The 22,357-nt window shown below is 44.4% G+C and carries 9 protein-coding genes and 2 rRNA genes; all 11 read right to left on the bottom strand.

The annotated features are described in order from the left end of the window. Positions 1 to 103, bottom strand: a 16S ribosomal RNA gene (locus V6C27_14310); the annotation flags it as partial. A gap of 686 nt (positions 104 to 789) precedes the next feature. Further along, the gene (locus tag V6C27_14305) at positions 790 to 4,392 is read right to left on the bottom strand and encodes an SbcC/MukB-like Walker B domain-containing protein (protein MEG6617572.1); all 3,603 of its coding nucleotides are present in this window, start codon (positions 4,390 to 4,392) and stop codon (positions 790 to 792) included. Continuing rightward, entirely contained in the window at positions 4,389 to 5,615 is a 1,227-nt protein-coding gene (locus V6C27_14300) for an exonuclease SbcCD subunit D (protein ID MEG6617571.1), read from the bottom strand. Before V6C27_14300 ends, V6C27_14305 begins: the two co-directional genes overlap by 4 nt. A gap of 17 nt (positions 5,616 to 5,632) precedes the next feature. Further along, positions 5,633 to 9,298, bottom strand: coding sequence for a helicase-exonuclease AddAB subunit AddA (gene addA / locus V6C27_14295; protein ID MEG6617570.1), 3,666 nt, complete (start codon positions 9,296 to 9,298; stop codon positions 5,633 to 5,635). Positions 9,299 to 9,301: 3 nt separating this feature from the next. Beyond that, a complete protein-coding gene (addB, locus tag V6C27_14290; protein MEG6617569.1) occupies positions 9,302 to 12,811 on the bottom strand; it encodes a helicase-exonuclease AddAB subunit AddB in 3,510 nt (1,169 codons plus the stop codon). Between the two features lie 163 nt (positions 12,812 to 12,974). After that, positions 12,975 to 13,829 (bottom strand): DMT family transporter, encoded by an 855-nt coding sequence (locus V6C27_14285; protein MEG6617568.1) that lies wholly within the window; start codon positions 13,827 to 13,829, stop codon positions 12,975 to 12,977. Positions 13,830 to 13,842: 13 nt separating this feature from the next. Then, entirely contained in the window at positions 13,843 to 15,192 is a 1,350-nt protein-coding gene (locus V6C27_14280; protein ID MEG6617567.1) for a TIGR02679 family protein, read from the bottom strand. 5 nt (positions 15,193 to 15,197) lie between these two features. Beyond that, positions 15,198 to 19,349 (bottom strand): TIGR02680 family protein, encoded by a 4,152-nt coding sequence (locus tag V6C27_14275; protein ID MEG6617566.1) that lies wholly within the window; start codon positions 19,347 to 19,349, stop codon positions 15,198 to 15,200. After that, positions 19,336 to 20,544, bottom strand: a complete 1,209-nt coding sequence (locus tag V6C27_14270; GenBank protein MEG6617565.1) for a TIGR02678 family protein — start codon at positions 20,542 to 20,544, stop codon at positions 19,336 to 19,338. The genes V6C27_14275 and V6C27_14270 overlap by 14 nt, the downstream gene beginning before the upstream one ends. Before the next feature lie 11 nt (positions 20,545 to 20,555). Beyond that, positions 20,556 to 22,031 (bottom strand): TIGR02677 family protein, encoded by a 1,476-nt coding sequence (locus V6C27_14265; GenBank protein ID MEG6617564.1) that lies wholly within the window; start codon positions 22,029 to 22,031, stop codon positions 20,556 to 20,558. 210 nt (positions 22,032 to 22,241) lie between these two features. Next, positions 22,242 to 22,355: ribosomal RNA gene (rrf, locus tag V6C27_14260) — 5S ribosomal RNA — on the bottom strand. Between the last annotated feature and the right edge of the window lie 2 nt (positions 22,356 to 22,357).

The raw sequence follows: 22,357 nt of genomic DNA, 5'->3' as shown, positions 1-22,357 counted from the left end.
TAGGTTTAATTAAAAGTAAACTTTCAATTAAACCCCGTTCGACTTGCATGTGTTAGGCATGCCGCCAGCGTTCGTCCTGAGCCAGGATCAAACTCTCCATAAAATTTCTTTATGAATAAGCTGATTTTAGCTCATTTATCGTGTGTTATTTTTTGAAACATGCGTTTTCACTATGCGCAAATGTGCCTGCAGTGGGATCGATGAATCGAACCCCTACAAAAAGCATTTGCATGCAATAATGAATGTATTTTATCCAGGCTCAATGAATTGAGCCTCTACAACATCCATCTCTTACTGTTTAGTTTTCAAGGATCTGTTTGTTTCCAGTTGTTACCGCCGCCTCAGCAGCGACGTTTATTAGTTTAACACTGAGCCAACTTTATGTCAACTGTTATTTTTTACTTTTGTTTTCGCTTTCCATGTTGCTGTTTCCGTCCGCCTCATCGACGGCGGAATTTCATTTTATTACTTTTGCATCTTTGTTGCAAGCAACAATTTTTGGTAACTTTGGTTACTTACTCCGCCAAGTTTTATTCTGCCCCGGCGTAGAATTTTATATTAGCATGAGTTAGAACTAAATTGCAATGGTAATTTTTGGGCAGAAGTGTTTGCTAGACAACATCTGCTTTTTGAACAGCTGGAATCAGGCGCTGCTATTAACCAATGTTTTTCACTAGGCGCAATTAGTTTAGGGGCTCAATGAATTGAGCCCCTACAAAAGGCCTTTGCATACAATATGAATGTTTCATCATTCAAGATTCCTAATTCATAATTCGGGGCGCAGCCCATTTATGCGGTTTCCATTTGCAACCTGGTGCCTCGGCCACCTTTTTCTGCAGGCTCTACTATCAGTCTGCGGGCCATTCTGGCCTTTAGTTCCGGGACATGGCTAATGACACCAATGGCCATGTTTTCGGTGTGTAACCTTTCCAGTGAGTTCATTACCGTTTCTAACAGACCACCGTCCAACGTTCCAAAGCCTTCATCTAAGAAGAAAAATTCCAATGGATACTGGCCATGTAACTGAATTTGACTGGATAATGCCAACGCCAGCGCCAATGAGGTCAAGAATGTCTCACCACCGGATAATGAAGAAACCGGGCGCCGCATACCACCATTGGCATCATCGCGGATAATGAAATTGCCTTCGCTGTCCACTTCCAAAGCATATTTATATTGTGTCAACTCACCTAACCGTCGAGAAGCATCCAAGGCCACATGAATTAACTGTTCTTCGGCAATAAACTGCACAAAGGTATTACCACGTAAAAGTTTTTCCATTTCTTTTAGCTTACTAATTTCCCTTTGCCATGTAATTTTTTGTTCTTCCAACTGCTGCCACCGCAAGTGATTCTTCTTCAGTGTTTCTAAACGATCAGTCAATACATAGACCTGTTCTTTAACTTCGTCCAGTTGCAATTGTATTTGTTTCATTTCATCATTAAACTGCTGCCACTGATCTTCCGTCAGACTACGGCCATTTAATTTCTGTTGCAGTTGCTCAATACTTTCCTTGGTGATCAGCTGCTCCTGTTTATATTGGTCTATTTGTTGCTGCAATTGTTCCATTTCTGCGCCACTGCAAATGGCCTCTTCAGCCTGGCCACGGGTAACAAATTGGTATTCTTGTAATTTGGTTACCAGCACTTGTTCTGCCTTTTCCAGCCGCTCTTTAATTTGTTTAACCTGTTGTTCGGCGCTATAATAAAGTTTCCGCTGTTCTTCCCATTGCCAACGTTGTCCCTCTAGCTTTTTACCGGCAGCGGTGAAAGCGTTGTTCAGTTGAGCCAATTGTTGTGTCACCGCTTCTTTCACATCCGCCGCCCTTAAGCCATCGGTAACCTCATTAATTTTAGCCACCAACTCATCCACTTGACCAGTAACGGCTTTGCCTTCAATGACTAACGCTTCCATGTTTTGTTTTAGGTTTTGTAACAATTCTTGCTTCTGAAATAGATCATTCACCACCGCATCCAATTTGGCCGATACCGTCTTTTCCTCTTTACGCAATTGCTCCAGTTCCTTTAGTGCCTGGTTAACGGCTATTACTTTAGCTTCTATTTCTTCTCCAGACATACCAGCTGCCAGTTGAACAAACTGTTGATACTTGTCTTCTCTCTCGGTAATCAGCGCATCATTTTTCCTTTGCATTGCCCGTATTTGTTGTGTCAAGGCCTCTGTGGCAGTATCTGCAGCGGTAAATTGTCTTTGCTGCTCGTTATATTTAGCCCTTAAATCATCTATTTCCTTGGTTAGTTTTTCTTTGGCGGCAGTATAGTCTGTTATTTGTTTTTGGGTGGTATTTAGATCGCTTTGTTGTTGGTGAATAGCAGCCTTTAGTTCTGGCAGCGCCAATTTAGCCGCCACATCTCCCAGTTGACTGTGCAGATGGTTAACAGTGGTGGCTATTGTTGCCACCTGGGCTTGATATTTCTCGATTTCCTCATCAATATTTGCTAGCCGAGATTTTAACACTGCCCCTTGGCTGTTAATTTGGGCTACTTTTTGTTCCAATTGTTGTAATCTGATCTTGGCATCATTTATTCTTTCTGCTGTTGCTTCCAGTTCTGCCTGCTGATGTCCGGATACCACCGGATGGGGATGATCGGTGGAACCGCACACCGGACAAGGCTGATTCTCCCGCAATTGAGCCTTTAAAATAATGGCCAAATTATCCCGTTCTAACTTTTTGTATGCTTCTTCTAACTGTTCAATTTCCTTAATCAGCTGCTTTTTATTGTTATTTTGGTCCGTTAAATCGGCCTCTGCCAAAGTAATTTGCTGTTGAATTTCTGTTTTCTGGTTCTCCAGTGCTGTTATATGCTGTTGCTTATCTGTTAAGGCTTGTTGTTCGTATTCCAGTTTATTAACAATCAAACTACTACTGGTTAATTGTTGTTGGCGCTTATTTATTTCCAGTTGACTAACGGCAGGGGTCACTAAATTTCTCGCTTGCTGTTCTTTTTGACTTAGTTCAACCCCACTGGCCACAACCTGCAATTGCAGCGTTTCCTTTTGCTGCAGGGCGACGTTTAATTGTTCGGTGCGCTGATTGACTTCCCGCTGCTGTTCTTGAAGCCGTTTTTCAACTTCTTGCAGTGCCTTCCAGGCCTCTCGCTTCCGTTCCATCTCCTCCCGCTGCTGGGCACTGATATCCCGGTTTTCAATTAGTTGAGCCAATTCCGTTTTTCGCAGTTGCAGCTCTTGTTTGCTGATTTCCAATGCTTTAATCTGCTGTTGCAGTTGCTTGTACTGTCCATCAAATTCTTTAAACCGATTTCTCAATTCCAGTTGTTTAGCCTGTAGTTGATCCCTTTTTTGTTCGTTTAATACTGCTTCGTCCAACCGAAGAATCTTTGCTTCCAGTTCTTTACCCAGGGTTTGGGTTTGCAGTTGCCAGTGATCATACTGCTGTTGGCATTGTTGAAAAGCCTCTTCCGCCAGCTTAACTTGCTGGGCCAACTGCCGGGCCTGATCAATGGCCCTTTGCTGATTCACCTGTTCCGCAGTTACTGTATCTAAATAAGGTTTAACGTGCTGCGCCCGCTGGGCCAGTGCCAGTTTTTCTTGTTTGCGGTCGATTTCCGGTTGCTTTAACACCAGCGCCTGAGCCTTAACCCGCTGGGTTTCCAGTTCAGTTTGCCACTGCCTAATTTGTTTTAGTTCTTCAAACTTGGTGAGATGCTGCTGGTTAACTTGTTCTATTTCTGCGTATAACCTTTGTTGTTGTTGCAGCTTTTCCTCTGCCTCTTTAAGGGCATCTGCCGAAGCATTTCCCAGTTCTGCCTGCCGACTGGCCACCAGTTTATGTTCGCCTTCGGCTTCACCCAGCCTAGTTTTTACTTTACGGCTCAACTGTTCCCCGTACTTCTCTAAGCCAAATAAACGCTCCAGCATTTGCCGTCGGTCTTTACCCTGTAGTGTTAAGAACTCGGCAAACTTACCCTGGGGCAACACCACCGCCCGGGTAAAATCATCCACCGTTAAACCAATTAGCTGTTGCACTTGATCAGCCATTTCCCGGGCCCTTTCGGCCAGTACCTGTTCTCCGGCCTCATCCTTTCCAATCAGGCGACAACTGCGCATACTGATGCTACCGTCCTTATTTCTTTTATAAGTCCGCTCAGCACTATACTCTTGACCGCCAATGGCAAAATTAAATTGTACAAAGGCTTTATCCTCATTCTGATTAATAATGCCCTGGGTGCCATTCTTGGCCCGCTCCACTTTACCATATAGCGCCAAAGTAATGGCATCCAGTACAGTGGATTTACCACTGCCGGTGGGGCCAAAAATACCAAACACCCCGGATTGACAAAGGGCGGTAAAATCTATCTCCTGCTGTTCCCGAAAACTATGTAAGCCAGATACCTTTAAGCTTAAGGGCTTCATGCATCTTCACCCTCTCTCTCTGCTTGAATCAATTCTAAAAACAGCTGCACCAGTTCTTCTTTTGGCTCCGCTTGGTTCTGCCGTTGATAAAACTGCCGGAACAAATCATCCACCGGTAAACTTTCCCGGCCTGTTAAATCCATTGCCCTTGCCATTTCCGGCAGTACCGGTCTAATATTGATCAACTTAGGTCGCAGTTCCCGCAACATTTTGATTTCTTCGGCTTGCAGCGGTTTTGGCACGTGGATGGTTAAATCTATCCAAGCGTTGGGGTCCCGATTTTCTTCACACCACTTGAGCACTTGATTTAGTCCTTGGTCGGCTTTCCACTTTACCAGCGGACAACCACTGGTCAGCGGAATCTCCTGTACCCGGGCCTGCTGTCCCGGTTGGCAGTCCACAATATAAACTGCTTTCGTTTGCCCCGCCTCTGAAAAACTGTAACTTAACGGCGATCCGGAATAGCGCACATGCTCCCACTTGGCCACCCGTTGGGGACGATGCAAATGCCCCAAGGCTGTATATTGCGCCGTTGCCGGTAACATGACCGGTTCCACCGTACAGGCACCCCCCAACTGAATGGGGCGCTCAGATTCACTTTCGCTGCCGCCGATGACAAACAGATGACTCATACAAAGGTTGACGGTATCCCGGCGATAGTTTTGGGTGGCATCTTTAAAAAAGGCTCCCACCCGTTCGGAGTAAGATTTCTGCATTTCTTCTTCATTTAATTTGTCAACTAGAATTTCTTTTAACCGCTGTTCCGAAGGATAGGGCAGTGTCACCACCACCGCCGAATGGTCACAACCGGGCACTGCCAATTCCAGCCAACCGGACCCCACCGACAGTCTTTTCACCCGCTCTCTACTGCCGCTGGAGATGAAGGGCTGATCCTTAGGTAACCCCAACAGCGTAATCCCCAATTGCTCCGCCAGTGGGTCTGACGCCCTCACCCGCTCGGGGCTATCGTGGTTACCAGCAATGGCCACCACGCCTCGGCTACCGCCGGCGGCCAAATCATAAATGGCTTGGTAAAAAAGTTGTTCTGCCGCCGCCGAAGGATTGGCGGTGTCAAAAATATCCCCCGCTATTAAAATTAAATCCACTTTCTCCCGGTGGGCGATATCAGCAATTTCGGCAATAAATTGCTGCTGTTCATCTAATCGGTTCCGTCCTTCCAAAGATCGTCCCAGATGCCAGTCGGATGTATGCAATATCCGCATCAAAAACCACCCCCATTTTAAATCGGTAATGCCTGTCCAAGGCTAAAGAGGTATAAATACCGCTCTTTAACCGGTTGTTTTAATATGGTGGCCACCGCTTGGGCATAAAGGTTCACCTGCCCTTGATAACGGTCAATAAACTCCGTCACTTGGTGGGCACTGACGTTATCACTTTTGTAATCCACCAGCACCCAACCCTCTGCCTCTTGCCACATGCAGTCAATTACCCCTTGCACCAGCACCCTTTCTCTGCTTGCAAAGGCATCGTTTAAGTCATCATATATTTCGTTAGCTGGCAGCGTCAAACTAAAGGGCATTTCCCTTTTGACCAAGTTGTCATTCCTTTGGGCTACTTTAATAATCCTGGCCCCCAAGGGGCTATCAAAAAAGTCCAGAATAACTTTAATGTCAATCACTTGCCGTTGCTCGGCGGTTAATATCTCCCGCAGTTCCAATTCCGCCAGCAGTTGTTGAATGGCGTCGTCATTAATTGGCTTAGACAAATCAATATGTTGCATCACCAAGTGAATGGCGGAGCCCTTTTCGGCAGCGGAAAGCCCTTTGTCTTTCTGCAAAAACACCGGTCGTTTTGTGAATCCCAGTTGGGGACTGAACCCTTCGGCCTGTTGGGCTAGCTGATGAAACTTGTGCTTAATCTCGGTCACCGTCACTTTGGCCCTTTTCTCGGTCAGTGGTTGTTGATGATAATGCCAGCTCAGGCGGCTGTTAATTAAATCCGCCAGCGGTGACTTTATTGGCACCGGCTGCAAAGCCTTGATGTTTTCTAATATCTCGTCAGTCTGCTCATCTTCATCGCTGTCCTGTCCAGCATTGTGCACCATAATCTGCCACCGAGAAGAACAGGTTAACACATTAGTAACGTCAGTACAGTTGACCAACTTTCTTAATACATCGCCATCATTGTGCCGAACAATTGCCGGCCCCACCCAGTCTAAAAAGTTTTTGGCTTGGGCCAGTTCACTGTCCGGCAGTTCAATATCATCATAATCCAGCACCCGACACCAGTTATCCACCGTTTTGGTGACATCATTAACCGAACCAACCATAATCAATCTTTCCCGGGCCCGGGTTAACGCCACATACAAAATGCGCATCTCTTCGGCCAACGTTTCCAGCTTAATTCTATTTTCGATGGCCAGCTTAGCCACCGTGGGATACTTGATCCTTTTTTCGGCATCGACAAATACCGGCCCCAACCCCAACTCTTTGTGTAAGATGACATCCTGGCGCACATCGCTGAGGTTAAATTGTTTACCCATGCCCGCCACAAAGACCACCGGAAACTCCAGCCCTTTACTTTTGTGGATACTCATCACCCGCACCACATTTTCGTTTTCACCCAGTGCCTTGGCAGCTTCCATATCACCTTTATTTTCCTGCAGTCTTTCTAAAAACCGTAGAAATCTGAATAATCCCCGAAAACTGGTGGCCTCATACTGGCGGGCCCGATCATGCAGTGCCCGGAGGTTGGCCTGCCTTTGGCCCCCTTCGGGCATGGCACCCACATAGTTAAAGTAACCGGTTTCCCGGTACAACGTCCAAATTAAATCTGCTAAGTTACCTTGCCGAGCCAGCGTGCGCCAACGGTTCAGGTTATCCAAAAACTCCTGTAATATACCGGCCAAGGGCGAATCTATGGCCGCTGCTTTTTGCAAAGCGCTGTAATAAGTGGATCTGGTATCATTAAGCCGAATTTCTGACAACTGTTCGGCCGTGAGGGCCAAAATTGGCGAACGCAGCACTGCCACCAGCGGAATATCCTGATGGGGATTATCAATAATCTTAAGTAAGGCCAGCATGGTCTGCACTTCGGTGGCGGCAAAGTAGCCACTGCCCAAATCGGCATATACCGGAATCCCCATTAACCTAAATTGCTCCATCAATGGTTCCGCCGCCCCCTTGGGTGAACGCATTAAAATAACGATATCTCGCCAGGTAAGAGGCCTGTAACCACCGGTATTTTTATCGTACACCACCTGCTCCGCCGCCATCAGCTCTTTAATTCGTTGGCCAATAACCCGGGCTTCTTTTTCTATGGCCGTTAATTCCTGTTGCTCTTCTGGTTCATCTGGTTGTTGGTCTTCATTGTTTTTCTTTTCCAACAGGTGCAGCTCCACCGGTCCAGCTAAACTTAACTGGCCATCGGCATCAGGATAATTGGCACCGTAAATTAACCGGGCATTATCGTCGTAGGGCATCTCGCCCAGTTTGGCCGTCATAATCTGTTGAAAAATAAAGTTGACCCCATCCACCACCTCACTGCGGCAACGGAAGTTCCGGGCTAAATCCAAGCGCCGCCGGCTGGCTCCCTCAGTGGGCGAATAGCTTTGGTATTTGCTGAGAAACAGCTCTGGTTTAGCCAACCGAAAGCGGTAAATGCTTTGCTTAACATCCCCCACCATAAACATGTTGTCGGGTTTGGTCACCAGCTGCAGTATCGTTTCTTGCACGTCATTAATATCCTGATATTCATCCACCAGTACTTCGGCAAATTTAGCCTGCATTTTGTCACTGATTTCTGATGGCACCAGGTTATCCGGAGTGGATTCTTCCGCCAACAACAGTTTAAGGCAATAATGTTCTAGATCGTTAAAGTCAACCAGGTTCCTTTTAGCCTTTTGCCTTTGATAGGCTTGGCTAAATTCCATCACCAGTTGACAGAGCATTTTCATGTGGGGGTGCAGCGTAATTAAATCCTGCAACAGATCCTGTTGGGGCCGAGTGAAATATTTGCCCTCCAACCCCTTGATTCTATCTTTAGCTTTGGTGCGCAACTCTTTAACTTTATCCTGGAGGTCACTGTCCACTTGGTCTTTTTTCTTCACGGTGGGCAACCGTTTAAAATCCACCGCCCCAAAGGCATGCTGCAATTGTGGCCATGATATTTTAGCTGCCCCAATCAGGTCATCCACCAGCCACAGTTCTTCACGCAGATTGTTAACATAGGCCGCTGGGCCGTTGGGAGCCTGGGCTAAATGGTAGGCCTTGGTCAGCAATGTCTTAATCCCCGCCAATTCCATGCTGATGCTGGTCAACAGTGAATCAAACCAATTGGTGGTGATAAAATTATCCTGCATTTGCTGTAGCCAGTGTTCCGGCCAAGGATTGCTGCGGGAGAAATTGTACAGCTTTAGAACTAATTCCCGAATTAAGCTGTCGTCCCGTTGGCCACCATAGGCATCCACCAGCTTGGTAAAATCATCACCATCATCGCAGTTGCTATAATATTGTTCCAGCAGTTCTTCCAGCACATCCAACCGCAACAGTTCTCCCTCGGTGTCATCGGCAATGCGGAAATGGGGATCTATATTCAAGCGGTAGAAATTCTCCCGGACAATTTCCAGACAGAAGGAGTGCAGCGTCATAATGGATGCTTTATTTAATAACGTACTTTGCCGGTACAAATGGGTAGAGTGGGGTTGTTTTTTTAACTCTTCATTAATGGCCAACCCAATTCTTTCTTTCATCTCGGCCGCCGCGGCACTGGTAAAGGTAACAATTAATAATTTGTCTATATCCACCCCGGTTTTGGGGTCACACACCATTTGAATGATTCTTTCCACCAACACCGCCGTTTTACCGGAACCGGCAGCGGCTGAAACCAATAGGTTACAACCCCGGGTATAGATTGCTTGTTGTTGTTCCGTTGTCCAATTAGGCATTTACTATTCCTCCCCCTGGGCCAGGTTGGACCACACATCTGCACTGCTGAGGGGTTTTAAGCTGCGATAGCTGTTACCTTCCACTGTGGTGTCAAACTGACAAACCATTAAAAAGGGGCAAAAATCGCAGGCTGTATGGTCCTTTAATTCATAGGGACTAATGGCCACCTCACCATTAATAATGGCCTCTCCGGTCTGGGCTAACACCCTTTGCACATGCTGCCTTAACGCTTCAATTTGGGTTGGTAGAGCAATTTTGGAATCCTTATAAAACAAAGTGGTTTGATCAATGTCGGCATCCACTGAGTCTCCTTGCTGCAGTATTTTTTTACCCTCGGCATTGATGCCCACCGGAATAATGGTTGACCAACCACTTTGGGTTTCGCCGTCCATCAACTGAAACACTGCCAAGTCGGCCAGCACTAACCCCTTCATGCGCAATTCCTTGATGATCATCGCTTCTATTTCGCTTTCATCCAGCGGTCCCGCAGTATTAATTAAGGGGTCCCGCAGGTAGAAGTACAGGATTCCCGCCGGTTGACAATCTTCTCTGCCCACCAGACTGCCGGCGTAGCGCAATATGATATCCAGATAAGTAATCAGTTGAATTTTAAAGCCGTAAAATACTTCATCCAATTTTAAATCGGTGCTGCCGGACTTATAATCAATCACCCGCAAATAGTATTGATTGTCCTTTTCACAGCCATCAACCCGGTCGATGCGGCCGATCAATTCCATTTCAGTGCCATCCGACAGCGTGATTTTTAAGCCAGGCAGCTCTTGTTCCGGGCCAAAGGCTATCTCTAAACCCACCGGACGAAACATGCCTCGGCGCGCATGTTCCACCAACATGGTGGCCGCCCGCTGAACGGTCTTTTTAAATCTACCGGTCAAGTAACGATAGCGACCGGAGCTGAGCAATATTTCGCTCTGGAGCTGTGGGGCCAGTTCAGCCACAATGTCATCACTGATTTGCAAGCATTGCTGCTTATCCAACTGGGCCCAATCCAAATCCATGGCTTGCAATTTCTTAGCAAATTGCTCCATGGCGGCGTGAAAAAACTGTCCCAAATCTGGGGTAGACAATTTGTAAATTTCCCGTTCCCGCAGGCGCAAACCGTAGTTGACAAAATGGGCAAAGGGACAGGATTGAAACTTCTCTAACCGAGAAACGCTGGCCCGCAACGGGGTACCAAAGAGTTTCTTGGCCAGTTGGCCATCGATGGGCTGTAGTTGGTTTTGGTGCAGTAAGCCGTTAACCACCCGGGCCAATTGCGGTTTATAGCGTTCATGCTGCAATAGCCAATTATAAACGTCCCACCAAATGGCATCAACTTTTTGTGTTTCCTTAGCTAAGCGCAATTGCTTACCTAAATACATCAGCGCCTTGGCGGGACTGTTGATAAAGTTAATATCCTGTCCATCCCCCTGGGGTTCAACGCTGATATTTTCCTGTTGTAGCTGAGGAAATAATTCCTTAACCCGTTTAATGACCACCGATGGCCGCAGGGCTTTACCCTCGCTGTCACCCAGCGGATAACTGAGGCACAAATAGTCACTGGCTCTGGTAAGGGCGGTGTAAATTAAAAACTGTTCGTCTAATAACTTACTGGTGGTATCCGCTGCCAACTCTAAGCCTAATTCCTTTAATGACTGACGCTCTTGATCATTAAAGATGCCGCTGGCCATTGGCTTTGCGGGCAAAATGCCATCTCCAACTCCCACCACAAAAACTGCCTTTAAATTAGGGTTACGGGAGCGCTCCAGCGAGCCAATCACCACTTGATCCAGCCCCGGGGGAATTAAGCCAATGGATAAACCCTCCAGCCCGGCGTCCAAAATTTTGCTGTAACTCTCTAAATTCAGTGTTTCTTCGCCCATGGTTGCCACCATTTGGTCAAATATGTCCACCATTTCGTTCCAAATCTGGCTGTGTTCCCGGGCGGTTTCCAGGCGCCCCTGTTGCTCAGCCACCTCCGACCACTGTTTCAGTTTTTGCGGCACTTTTAAATCCACCAGCAGTTCAAATAGCGCCTGGGTGATTTCTGCTGCGGTGGTGGCTTGCTTTATTTTACTATGGAATACCGCCAATTCAGCCACTGCCTGGCGGCGCACGCGGTTAAGTTGGGCCAATTGTTGCTGTTCCCTTTCAGACAACTCCGCCTCGGTACCCAAGTGGCGGTTTTTGTGATACTGCCAAGGTTTATCACGGTACCAAGCCGATCCCTTAATGCCATAGGCCAAGACAAAGTTCTCTAGAATATCAATTTCTTCCCGCTCTGCATTCACCAAGTCTGTCTTTAGATAACGAAAAACCGGTTCGTAAAGCCAACCCTCCTGTACCGCTTCTAAAGCCGACCGCACCAATTCCACCAGTGGATGATGCATCACCGTTCTTTTTCTGTCCATAAAAATTGGAATGTTGTAGTCCGAGAAGATGGTTTCGATTAATAAGTCATAATGGGCATAGTCCCGCAACAGCACCGCCATATCTCGATAGCGATAACCCTGATCCCGGCACAGGCTGCGAATTTCCCGGGCCACCGCTTCCACCTCGGCGCGAAAATTTTGAGCACCGATTATTTTAAGATGTTCTGCTTTGTCTGGATAGGCTGTGGCCGTCAAATCAAAATAGCTTTGCTCCAAATGGGCAATGTCTGCCGCACCAACAAAGCGATGCGGTATCGGTTGCTCCAAAAGCAGTGGCGCTTCCACCTCGATACCGAGTTTTTCTGCCAGCTGCAGCAGTTTATTGTAGGTTGTCCAAGTGATGTTAAAACAACCGGCATCTTGCTGTAACTGGCGCTGGGGCGGTAAAGTCAAAGTAATATTCACCCGGCGGGCCGTTTGCAGTAGTGCCTCGATAACCGTTAATTCCTGGGGGGTGAAGCCAGTAAAACCATCCAGCCAGATTTCAGCATGCTGTATTGTTGGAGACAGATGGGCCTTTTCCGCCAGCAAATTTAAGTAATCGTCGGGATCGGTATATGTATTGGCCAAATAGTCTTCCAAATCTTGATAAATGAGGACCAAATCCCGCAGTTTAGCCAATAAAAGCGACTCTTCATCGGCGGTTTGGTCCAGGGCCTGTTTCAAGTCCGCCACCTTTACCTGGTACATTTTCATTTCCGAAATGGCACTGGCCAAGCTATCCACAAACCCCGGTTGGTCGGCGGCCCCACCAAATACCCGCAGCTGTTCTTGGCGCTGTTCTAAAAACTGCCGCAAAATCATGCGTTTACCCAAGTCAGCAATCTGTACCCGGGCACCGCCACCCACCTCCTGTAGCACCCGCCAAGTTAGGCGGTTAAAACTAAGGACTTGGGCCCGCATCATGCCACCCAACTGGGGCGTAGATGCCAACTCCAATTCATTGTGAAAGGTGGCCTGTTCCGGCACCAGTAGTATTAAATTGTTTCCGGTGGGCGCCGCCTGCAATTGCTGCCTAATTTGCTGTAAACAACAGGTGGTTTTACCACTGCCAGCTCGACCCAGTATAAATCGTAAGGACATGGCAATTCCTCCGTTAACATTTCTATCTATAATTTACACGTTGCTGTGTGAATACTGTTTGTCTGTAACTATGAATAATTCTGCACACAAAATGTTTGTTCCTGTTTGGCGGGGTTGTTAAATAATTCTTAAAAATTAGATTAAAAAACGCCGCAGTTTTAAACTACGACGTTTCCTTGGAGCCAATAAAGGTTGAACCTAAAATTAATAGGCCACCGGTAATGGCATAAATTGTCAACGGCTCATGTAAAAATATGGTGCTAAAAATAATGGCAGATATTGGGTCTAGGTAGCTTAATACCGCCACGTTTTGGGCTTTAATCTCCTTAATGCCAGAAAAATATAATAGGCAAGCGATACTGGTATGCACCACTCCCAGAATTAAAATCCACAACCAATCGCTGGCCTGGACATGCAACTCAGCCCGATAAATGATAAAGGGCAGTAAAAAACAAGCAGCCACAAAAATTTGCACAAAGGTAACATCAAAACCGGAGATATTTTTAAACTGTTTATTTAGCAAGACCACACCGGCATAAAACGTCGCTGCTAGTAACCCATAACCAATACCAACACCATGATTAAAGCTGACATTGGCCAGTTGTGGCTGATAGCCTAGGATGATAGAAAGACCCACCATGGCCCCCGCCACTGCCATTAATTTAGTGGCCGTTAGTTTTTCTTTTAAGAATACTGGTGCCAACAGCACCACTATCACCGGTGACATATAGTAACTTAACGTGGAGTTAGCAATGGTGGTAAAGCGGTAAGCTTGAAATAGCAACACCCAGTTTAAACCGAGGGCAATACCAGAAAAAAATAATAACCGCCTGTTGTTGCTAATGTTCTTTTTACTTTCCGGTTCCCGAAACCAGAGCCAAGCGATGCCTAAAACGACACTGGCGATCACCGTTCTCAAAAAAACAATTTCCATTGAAGGCAAGTCGATGTGTCTAACAAATACACCTAAACTACCCCAAATAACCATAGCCAAAATAATTTTTACGGATCCTTGCATATGTAATTCCTCTCTAACAAATTACCGTCAATGCCATATAACTCTCTATATCTGCCACCAATTTTTTAATCAGATATTCTTGATAACCAGCCTTTTTATATTGGCGCATAGCTTCTTTTACCTCGGTAAAGGCAGTGGTGGTAACGGTATCTAACTTTTTTAGCCTAGCATCATCCAGTTCAACCTCAGACAGGCTGATTAAATAATCCTCATAGTTATAGCACCAGGTTTTTGCTCTACTACCATAGCGGTCTAAAATACGCTGAGCCATTTGTAGCCCTTCTGGATCAAAATCTCCGGAATACAAAACCGTAACACCATTGGTTACAAGTTTATCAAGTAAAATAAGGTTAGCTAACTTCAGTTGACCATGGGTACAAATCAGCGGTGGCATTTCCTTACCATTAAAGTGATCTAATACAGCAGAAAATACGCCCGAGTTTTCTAACATGAATACAATTTTTTCTTTATTAGTGTTGCTATAAGCAACGGCAGGTAGAAAAGTTTCTATTTTAACAATTTCCCGTAATGGTACGTTCAACACCGCTGCTTCTTCACAAGCACTGCGCCAGATTGCCGTTGGCTTGTTCTGTCGCAAACCAACAATACCAGCACAGGTAACAAAGTTAAGTAAATCATCCCTAATTAAGCCATAGTAAGCCAGAAGCTCGGTTTTCTCCTCGGCAGATAAATTGGCTGAAACAGTATATCCAACTTCTTTATGCTGGCGTAAATAATGTAGGGCTGCTATTAAAAATCGCCCCTGATCAGTGTCTAAGTCAAAACCATGGGGGTCACCGGTGACACGGCTGGCAAAAATAGGTAATCGGTCATATTCCGCATGCACTAAAGCTGGCAGCTGTGCCAATGCTTTTAAAACATTAGTCAGTTGCAGATACAGCAAAGGGGCGTTAACATCGTAGGCTAGGTGAATTCCTCTGGTACCCACACCTTTAGCTAAAATATGTTCTAACCATTGGCAGCAGTTGTCATGTTTGTGAAGCTGTATCAGTTGGTTAAAAAACTGGTGTTTTTCCCTTTGATACTGATGTCGCAGTTCTTCATTGGTGGTTAGTTGTTGACCGGCATATCCATCCAGTAGCTCCTTTAATGTGATACCTGCAAATCTTGTTTTTTGTAAGGCGGCCTCAAAGGCAGTCATCGTTATGGTGGCTGACTGCTGCTTACTATAATCACGACGCATTAAGGAAGCCAGTGCTTCCTTTTCGGTATCACTAAGGTTACTTAATTTGATACTACCCCCAATGCGACCCAATTGTTGATATTTTTTAATTAACTGTGTCATCAAGCGGTGAAACCCCCGCTCTTGCTTGAAGTATTTTACTGCTTTATCGGTCTTCATAACAGCTACTCCTTATGAAAATGTAATAAATGCTTTACCTCTCCATCCCAGTGATAGCGCACCACACTGACATAGGGTGCATTTTTGGGTCGCACCAATTCACAAATGGCTAAGGACGACACAGTGTCATAATCTCCCCACAGCGCTTGGGAGTTCATAATGTAATTAAAGCCTAGCTTTTCCACCAGATCAAACATGTCGCGAATGTTATTTTCATCTACTCCGGCAAAGGCCTCATCTAATGAAATAATGTATGGGGCATCTTTGCCCGCTTCTAGATAGCGTGAGTAAACAGCGGAAAATAGCGGGATATACATTGCCATTGCCTTTTCACCACCGCTAAAGGTATAAAATACATTGTTGGTCAATTCTTTCCGTTGCTCACCTTCTCGACGGTAGTAAAGGGTAAAGGTAAACCATTTGCGATAATCAAGGGTATCTTTAATTACCTGGTGAAATGATTCCCCGTACCCCTTATCCGCAAGCACTTCCTTAGCTCGATTGATCTTCGAGCGGAAGTGTTGGGTTACCCGTTCCACATCCTGCTCCTTCAATAAACGTGGATCTGAGCGCAATAGATCTACTAAATCCTTGGTATCTAGTTCTTCTTCATAGTCAGCAGTGCACGGTTTCCAGCGAAGGGAAAAGGTTAAGCCGCTGGAAGTATCACGCTGCTGCATTAAATTGTCAATCTGCTTCACCCATAGTTCTGCCCGGTTAATTCTATTGCGGATGATACGGCCAACACTATTCATTATTATTTCTTCGTATAATTCGCGGTCTTTTTCGCTTAATATGCTCCGTTGCAATTCAATATCTTTAGATATTTGCTGCAACACATAATATACCGTGACTTTTTTACCTTCGTACTCCATCAACAACTGCATTCTGCGTGATTTTTGCCGCAGTTGACTAAATTGCACCTGTAGCAACGGATCTGACAATTGCTCAGGTAAATCAGCCACTTCCAGTACCTGCTCTTGAAATAATCTGTACTCAACCAATATATCTCGTTCTTGATAAAAAATCCGGTTTAAATTATTCTCCACGTTGACTCGGTCATTATGTTTGTCACGTAATAGGTGACCATATTGCTGCAAAATCTGCTTGGATTTTGACAACATCTGATTTAAGTCTTGGGGCAACTGTTGTTCTCCATCGATTACAAAACCCAATTTAAAGTCATCAAGAAACACTTGTTGCCAATCCAATAACAGTTGTTGCGCATATTTTAGCTGTTCTTTAGTGGTTACCAGTTTATCTTCAGCATTCTCAATACCATGAATCGTTTTTTGTATTTTGGTGTTTAATGCTAGAATTTCATTGGGGATTGTCTTAAGGCGCCCTAGCACCTCTGCTATACGAGCCCGTATCTGTTCTGCCCCCAGTTCTTTCAAACGCGCCTCTATTTGTTCAAGGTTAATCCGCAATACTTTCAATTCACCGATCAGCACGTTTAATTCGCCTTTTAGCTCGTCTACATCGGCAATGATGTCAGCCAACGAAGTTTGATAATTTTTTAATAGGTCATTATTGTTAACATAGTCTTTGTAAACCAGTTCTAGCTGTTGTAAATATTTTTGGTACCCTTGCATCTGTTGTTTGGCATCGTTATAAGCCTGTTCCGTTGGGGCTAGATTTATCTCCGCAGTTAATGTACGCAGTTGGCTTTTGATTTGCTGTAATTTTTCGTAAGCGGTTTTTAATTGTTCGTTTTTGGTTTTCACGAATTCATGGTGTAATTTAACCTGTTGCTTTGCTTCACTTAAGCTGTCATAGGCTGTCCGAACATCCCGTAGCGAAGGAAACTGCCGATACTCATCTTGTAACTGCTGTTGTTGTGCCTCCAGTTGCCGTTTTTCTCCTTGTAATTTATGCAGTTCAGCCTGCAAATCGGTTAATTCGGTTTTAAGTTGTTCAATTACCTGCAGGCGATATTGCCGACGGGATTCTAGTCCAATATAAATAGATTGCACCCCACGGGGGGCATGGCCTTTAATTAGCGACAGTTGATAGGTACCGTCTTCTCTAATTACCGCTGAGCTATCCCCGGTATCATCAATCAGAATTGTGCGCAACACATTATCAATATCTGCTGCTGTAACAGCTTGCCCTTCTACAGGAGTGGGGTATAAAAATTCCGTTAACGTATGGGCAAATATATGGGGGTTAGGTTTGATCACCCGATCGTGTTGACCAACTGTGTGCAAATATTTCTCTGGCACTATTAAAGCATCCAACAAACCCATTTGAGTAATGGCTGCTTCTATCCGCTCTCGCTGCTCAACCGTTACATAATCATGAAATTCTACCGCACTGTAAAATGGCAAATGCGGAATACCCTGCGCTGACAATTTTTCTCGGGCCACCAGCGTGTCGGCATGGCGCGTTGGCTCTGCATCCTTGCGCTTCTTCCACTGGTCTAACTCCAGTTCTTTAGCAGTTATTTCTTTGTTATTCTGATCTATTTGGAGTTCTTTATCCGCCAGTAGCCTTTGTAGCTGACTGTAATGATATTGATAGGCTGAGGTTACCGGCTCTTTTACCTCTTCTGCTTGGTAGTCTGTAAAAATATCCAGTAAACGGCGAGAAACCAGTTGAATATCCTGATTACTTAAAACTAACTGTTCATTCTCTTTTAACCACTGGTGAAAGGCTCTCAGTAGCGTTTCTTTCTCTTCTTCAAAAAATCTGTCCCATTTATTTTCTTCATTACGGGCTAAGTCTAGATTTTTACTGACCTCTGCTAAATCCCGTTCTACAGCTTTATAACCATCATTGGCCTTGGTCTGTTCCCGCAGTGTTTGCAAAACATTATCCAACAAGGCAGTGTATTGATCCGCCTCTTTTTTCCATAAATCAAAATGGTAGCTTTGTTGATAGTTGTTTTTAAATTCATTGACCGCAGTGCCATGATTCTCAAAACTAGCTTCTAAACCGTTTATTTCCAATTCATCAAGAAGCTCGTTAATGCTTTTTTGATTAGCGCTAATTTTTTGTTCTTGTTGACTTACTTTTGTTACCAGTTCTCGTTCTTTAGATTGTTTTTGGCCTAGGTTTTCTTCTTTCCATTTTATTTTATCTTCTAAGTCATTTATTTTTTGTTCCAGCGTCTTCTTTTCTTCCTCTGCATTAAAAGCCTCATGTTTTTCCAAACTTTTTTCTTCTATTTCTAAAGCCTGCTGCTCAGCTTTGATATCATCCATTGCTGATTTTAACTGCCACTGTTGCTGTTGCAATTCAGCTATTTGCTGTTGCAGTTGTTGCTCTTGTTTCAACAGTTTGTCCCTAGCTAGACTACTTTGCTGCAATCCCTCAGCCTTTTCCGCCAACACATACTGATTATAGTAGTCATACTGCTGGCACAGTCTGCTAAGGGACTTTCTCTCCCGTTCCAACTGTTCCAGTTGCTGTTTAGTTTGATCCATGTTTTCGATGGTGTCAGAAAGGGGGCGCAATTCTTCATCAGATAAAGAGGGTAATGACTTGGTAAGGATATCGTAAATAGCAGTGGGTTTAAATTCTTTAGAGAGCTTAGGACTGCGCAGTTGAATTAACAGTTTAATCAGTTCTTCATAAGCTTCTATATTTTCAAAGCCAAAAACATGTTTGTTGACCAATTCCATGTATTCTCGCTGGCTTTTAACCACCCGACCACCGTTACCCACCCGAGTTTCTAATTGCCGCCTAGATAAAGGGATTTTTTGCTCCCGACCATCTTCCAAACTGTAATCGGTTTGGTAAAGTAACAGTTCTTTACCAATACGCCGGTTATCACTGACAATAAAGCCCCAAAAATCAAGATTGCCATATCGTTTAGCCCGTAGTCCGATGCCGGTAGTTAGGTATTGGTCTAGTCCTTGCCGTTTATATTCTAAATATAGGTAACCGGTTCTTTCATCTCGATCCACTACGTCTTTTTCACCTAATAGATAATCTTCCATCTTTCTGGCCCGTGAACCAAAGGGGTCTAAGCGGTCGGGGCTTTTCCGGCCATCCAGCACCACCGGGATCAAACTCTGCATGGTAACAGATTTTCCTGAGCCATTACTTCCCCGCAGCAACAACTTGCCATCTGCAAAATGGAATTCTTCTTCGTCATAATACCAGAAGTTTAAAATACCTGCTCGATGCAGTTGCCACCTATTCTCCTTCACTATTAACACCTTCTTTTGATGTATTGGGTTTAAAATCCTTAGGGTAATGGCCCACCGTTCTCACCAACAGTGGTTGCAAATAAATCACGCCGGTTTCAACATCCACCATGGCCATCTTCCATTCCACCAGTAAGTCCAGCAATTCAGATGCTGTGGACTCAATGTTGTTTTCGCGGTACTGCTTACTCCATCCCGCACCATAGCGTTCTTTTAACAGCACCACCCAGTTTTGATACTCCACCGGTGTTAAGTAAATGCTGCCATCTGGTTGTAGCGGTAATTCCTTTAGCTGCTGAAACTCTCTAGATAGAGCAGCAAATTGTAGCGCTATATCAGCTATCGCCCGGTTGTCTGGAAATAACTCAAACCGCACTTTGCGTTCATTTAGCGTTAATAATGCAGTATTCTTATATAGTTCAAACTGATAGTCAGTGTGCTTTTCAATATCTTCTCTAATGCGGTGGCGGTAATTGCGCAGATAGAGGAAATCAGCATCGTCAGGATTTTTACTATATATCACCGGTGACAAAAATAGTTGCCGATAAACCCGGTGTCGGCGGATAGCGCCGATATTTTCCTCATTACCCAACCACTCTGCCTGCAGTATTTGCTCTTTGGTTTTAAATTGCAATAAATCTTTAGGAAAGGAGCGCATAAAATAGCGAGCTAATAGCGGTACTTCATAAAGCACCTCGCTGTTTTCGGCATAGTTGAAACCATTAATGTCACCGTCCACCATTTTAATGATGTCAATTTCCGCGGCAAACTGCAGCACCCGCACCAGTGATTTTCTATGTTCGTAATGGGTCCAATCCAAACTTTCTGCCTCAGGATACAACCCTTGAAGATCTTCACATAAATCAGAGAGCAAAAATTGTTCGTCCACCGTTTTACCCTCCAAATAAGCCAACAAGCAGCAAAACAACACATAATCCCTTGTGTGCTTAAAGCTTTGCAATCCCATCCAAGATTCCGGTTCTGCCGGGATTTTTTCTAGTTTAGCAAAGTATCGGTGTAGTATCAGGCGAAAACCCATTTTTTCTAAAAAGTAAGTACGTAAAACCTGTTCCCGTTCTCGCACCATTTGATATTTATCTGGTTCTTTATCTCTAATAATCCAAAACTGCTCCAGCAAATTTTCTGCCGCTTCTTTGGCAGTATCATCAAATTTGTGACTACGTTTATCGATTCTCAAGGCATTACTCCTTAATCTATAAATTGAATGATGTAGTTTGGCATCTTTAATGTACCATCAACTGACCTTAAAGTAATTTCTTGATTGTCTACCAGTTTTAGCTGAAATTTACGGCCGGTTTCGGTCTTGCCAGTGCGGTCTGCATTGGTCATACATTTGCCAATCCAATTGAGCAATGTTTTTCTTACATAAGGGTCTACAGACGGCAGTTCTGCCAAAGTAATGTGATCTTCATTAATCATCTGTTCAATTAAACTTTGCTCGGCCTCTTTTTGTTTCATGTATTCTGCGAGCATTTTTTGTTTTTCCCGTTCATGACGTATAATAGCACCGGTTTTAGTTTTCTCTCGGTATGTTCTAACCCGGGGTTTAATTGTTAATGCGGTGGGTTGTTGCTGCCATATTTCTGTGTATATATCCTCTGTTTCTTTTACCCCGGCATAGAGATGACGGCTATGAAAAACGCCAAATACGCAGGCAGATAACTGATGAGCCTCATCTAAGCTGGTGCAATTATTAAACCATTTTGCTAAATACAAATAATCTTGACGACGGCTTTTAAAACTGTGATACCGCTCTCCTAAACGTTGGGCAAACCGAGTTATGCGACGGATGGCATCGTTAGTACTATTTTGCAAATAAACCAAATCACTTTCCCTACCGTTGCGACCTAAAAACCAATATTTAAAGCTTTGCCACTGGGCCAGGTAACTGCTCACAAGCTTTTCTTTACTGGGAGGTTCGTCCAATCGCGGAATGCTCAAATAATAATCAGCTAAACGCAACGCTACCTGTTCTATCATGGCTAATGGCACTTGCTGTAAGGCCACTTCTATTTTTAAAGAGGTGCGTTGGAGTGCTGTCATAAATTGACGCAGATATTCTGTTAGTGCATCTTTATAAGCTAAAAAAGCCTCGGTCATCATCAATTCTTCAACTTTTTCACTCTGCAAATGAGCCAAATAATCGGTAGCATTTTCGGTCATTTTCTTAAAATTATCTTGTAGATCTTGCCATAACGTATACAGCTCTTCGTTAGATATTTTATTTATGTAGTTTACTTCTAATTTATTGAGAGTTTGTAATATCCGATCAAACAGTGTCCTTTCCAACGAACCGCCAAAGGAGTTGCCCATACTCTCTAACCCTTGAACCATCCGTTCTATTTCCACGGTGTAAGGGGTACATTGGTAACGAAACTTTTTCTTTTTAAAATCTTCAATAGTGGTTACTTTAGCAGTATCCTGACGAGGAATAATGTTTTTCCAAGCAACCAATTGACTTAAATCTTGTTGCAACTGATCCTCATTATAATCTGCAAAGTGTGGATACTGTTTTAAATAATCCAGCACTTCTTCAGCAAATAAATAATAGCGCAATTGCTCATGCTGCAGGTAAAAATAGCGCAGTATTGCCCGATAGCGCCAGGCATTATTTGCCTGCAAATAAGTTACCTCTAATATCGGTTTTAAAAGTTGCTCATCCATCACAAATTCTCCTACAAATTTACTACTATGTGTTGTTTCTGCTATAAAAACGACATATCCTGCAGGTATTATTTAATAATTTAACCAATTGTTATAAAAAAACAGACTTTACCAATAAAAAACACTGATCTTACCATATAACAGAAATCATAGACAATGCAACTTACTAAAAAACCACTGGGCAAATTTACCCAGTGGTTTAAAAATTAATTCTGGCGACGACCTACTCTCCCAGGGATAAACCCAAGTACCATCGGCCCTGCAGAGCTTAACTTCCGTGTTCGGTATGGGAACGGGTGTACCCTCTGCGGCAAAGCCACCAGAAA

The sequence above is a fragment of the Peptococcaceae bacterium 1198_IL3148 genome (genome assembly GCA_036763105.1).
GTDB lineage: Bacteria > Bacillota > Desulfotomaculia > Desulfotomaculales > Desulfohalotomaculaceae > JBAIYS01.
Note: the sequence above shows the minus strand (reverse complement) of the source record. Positions and strands in the feature narration are given on the sequence as shown.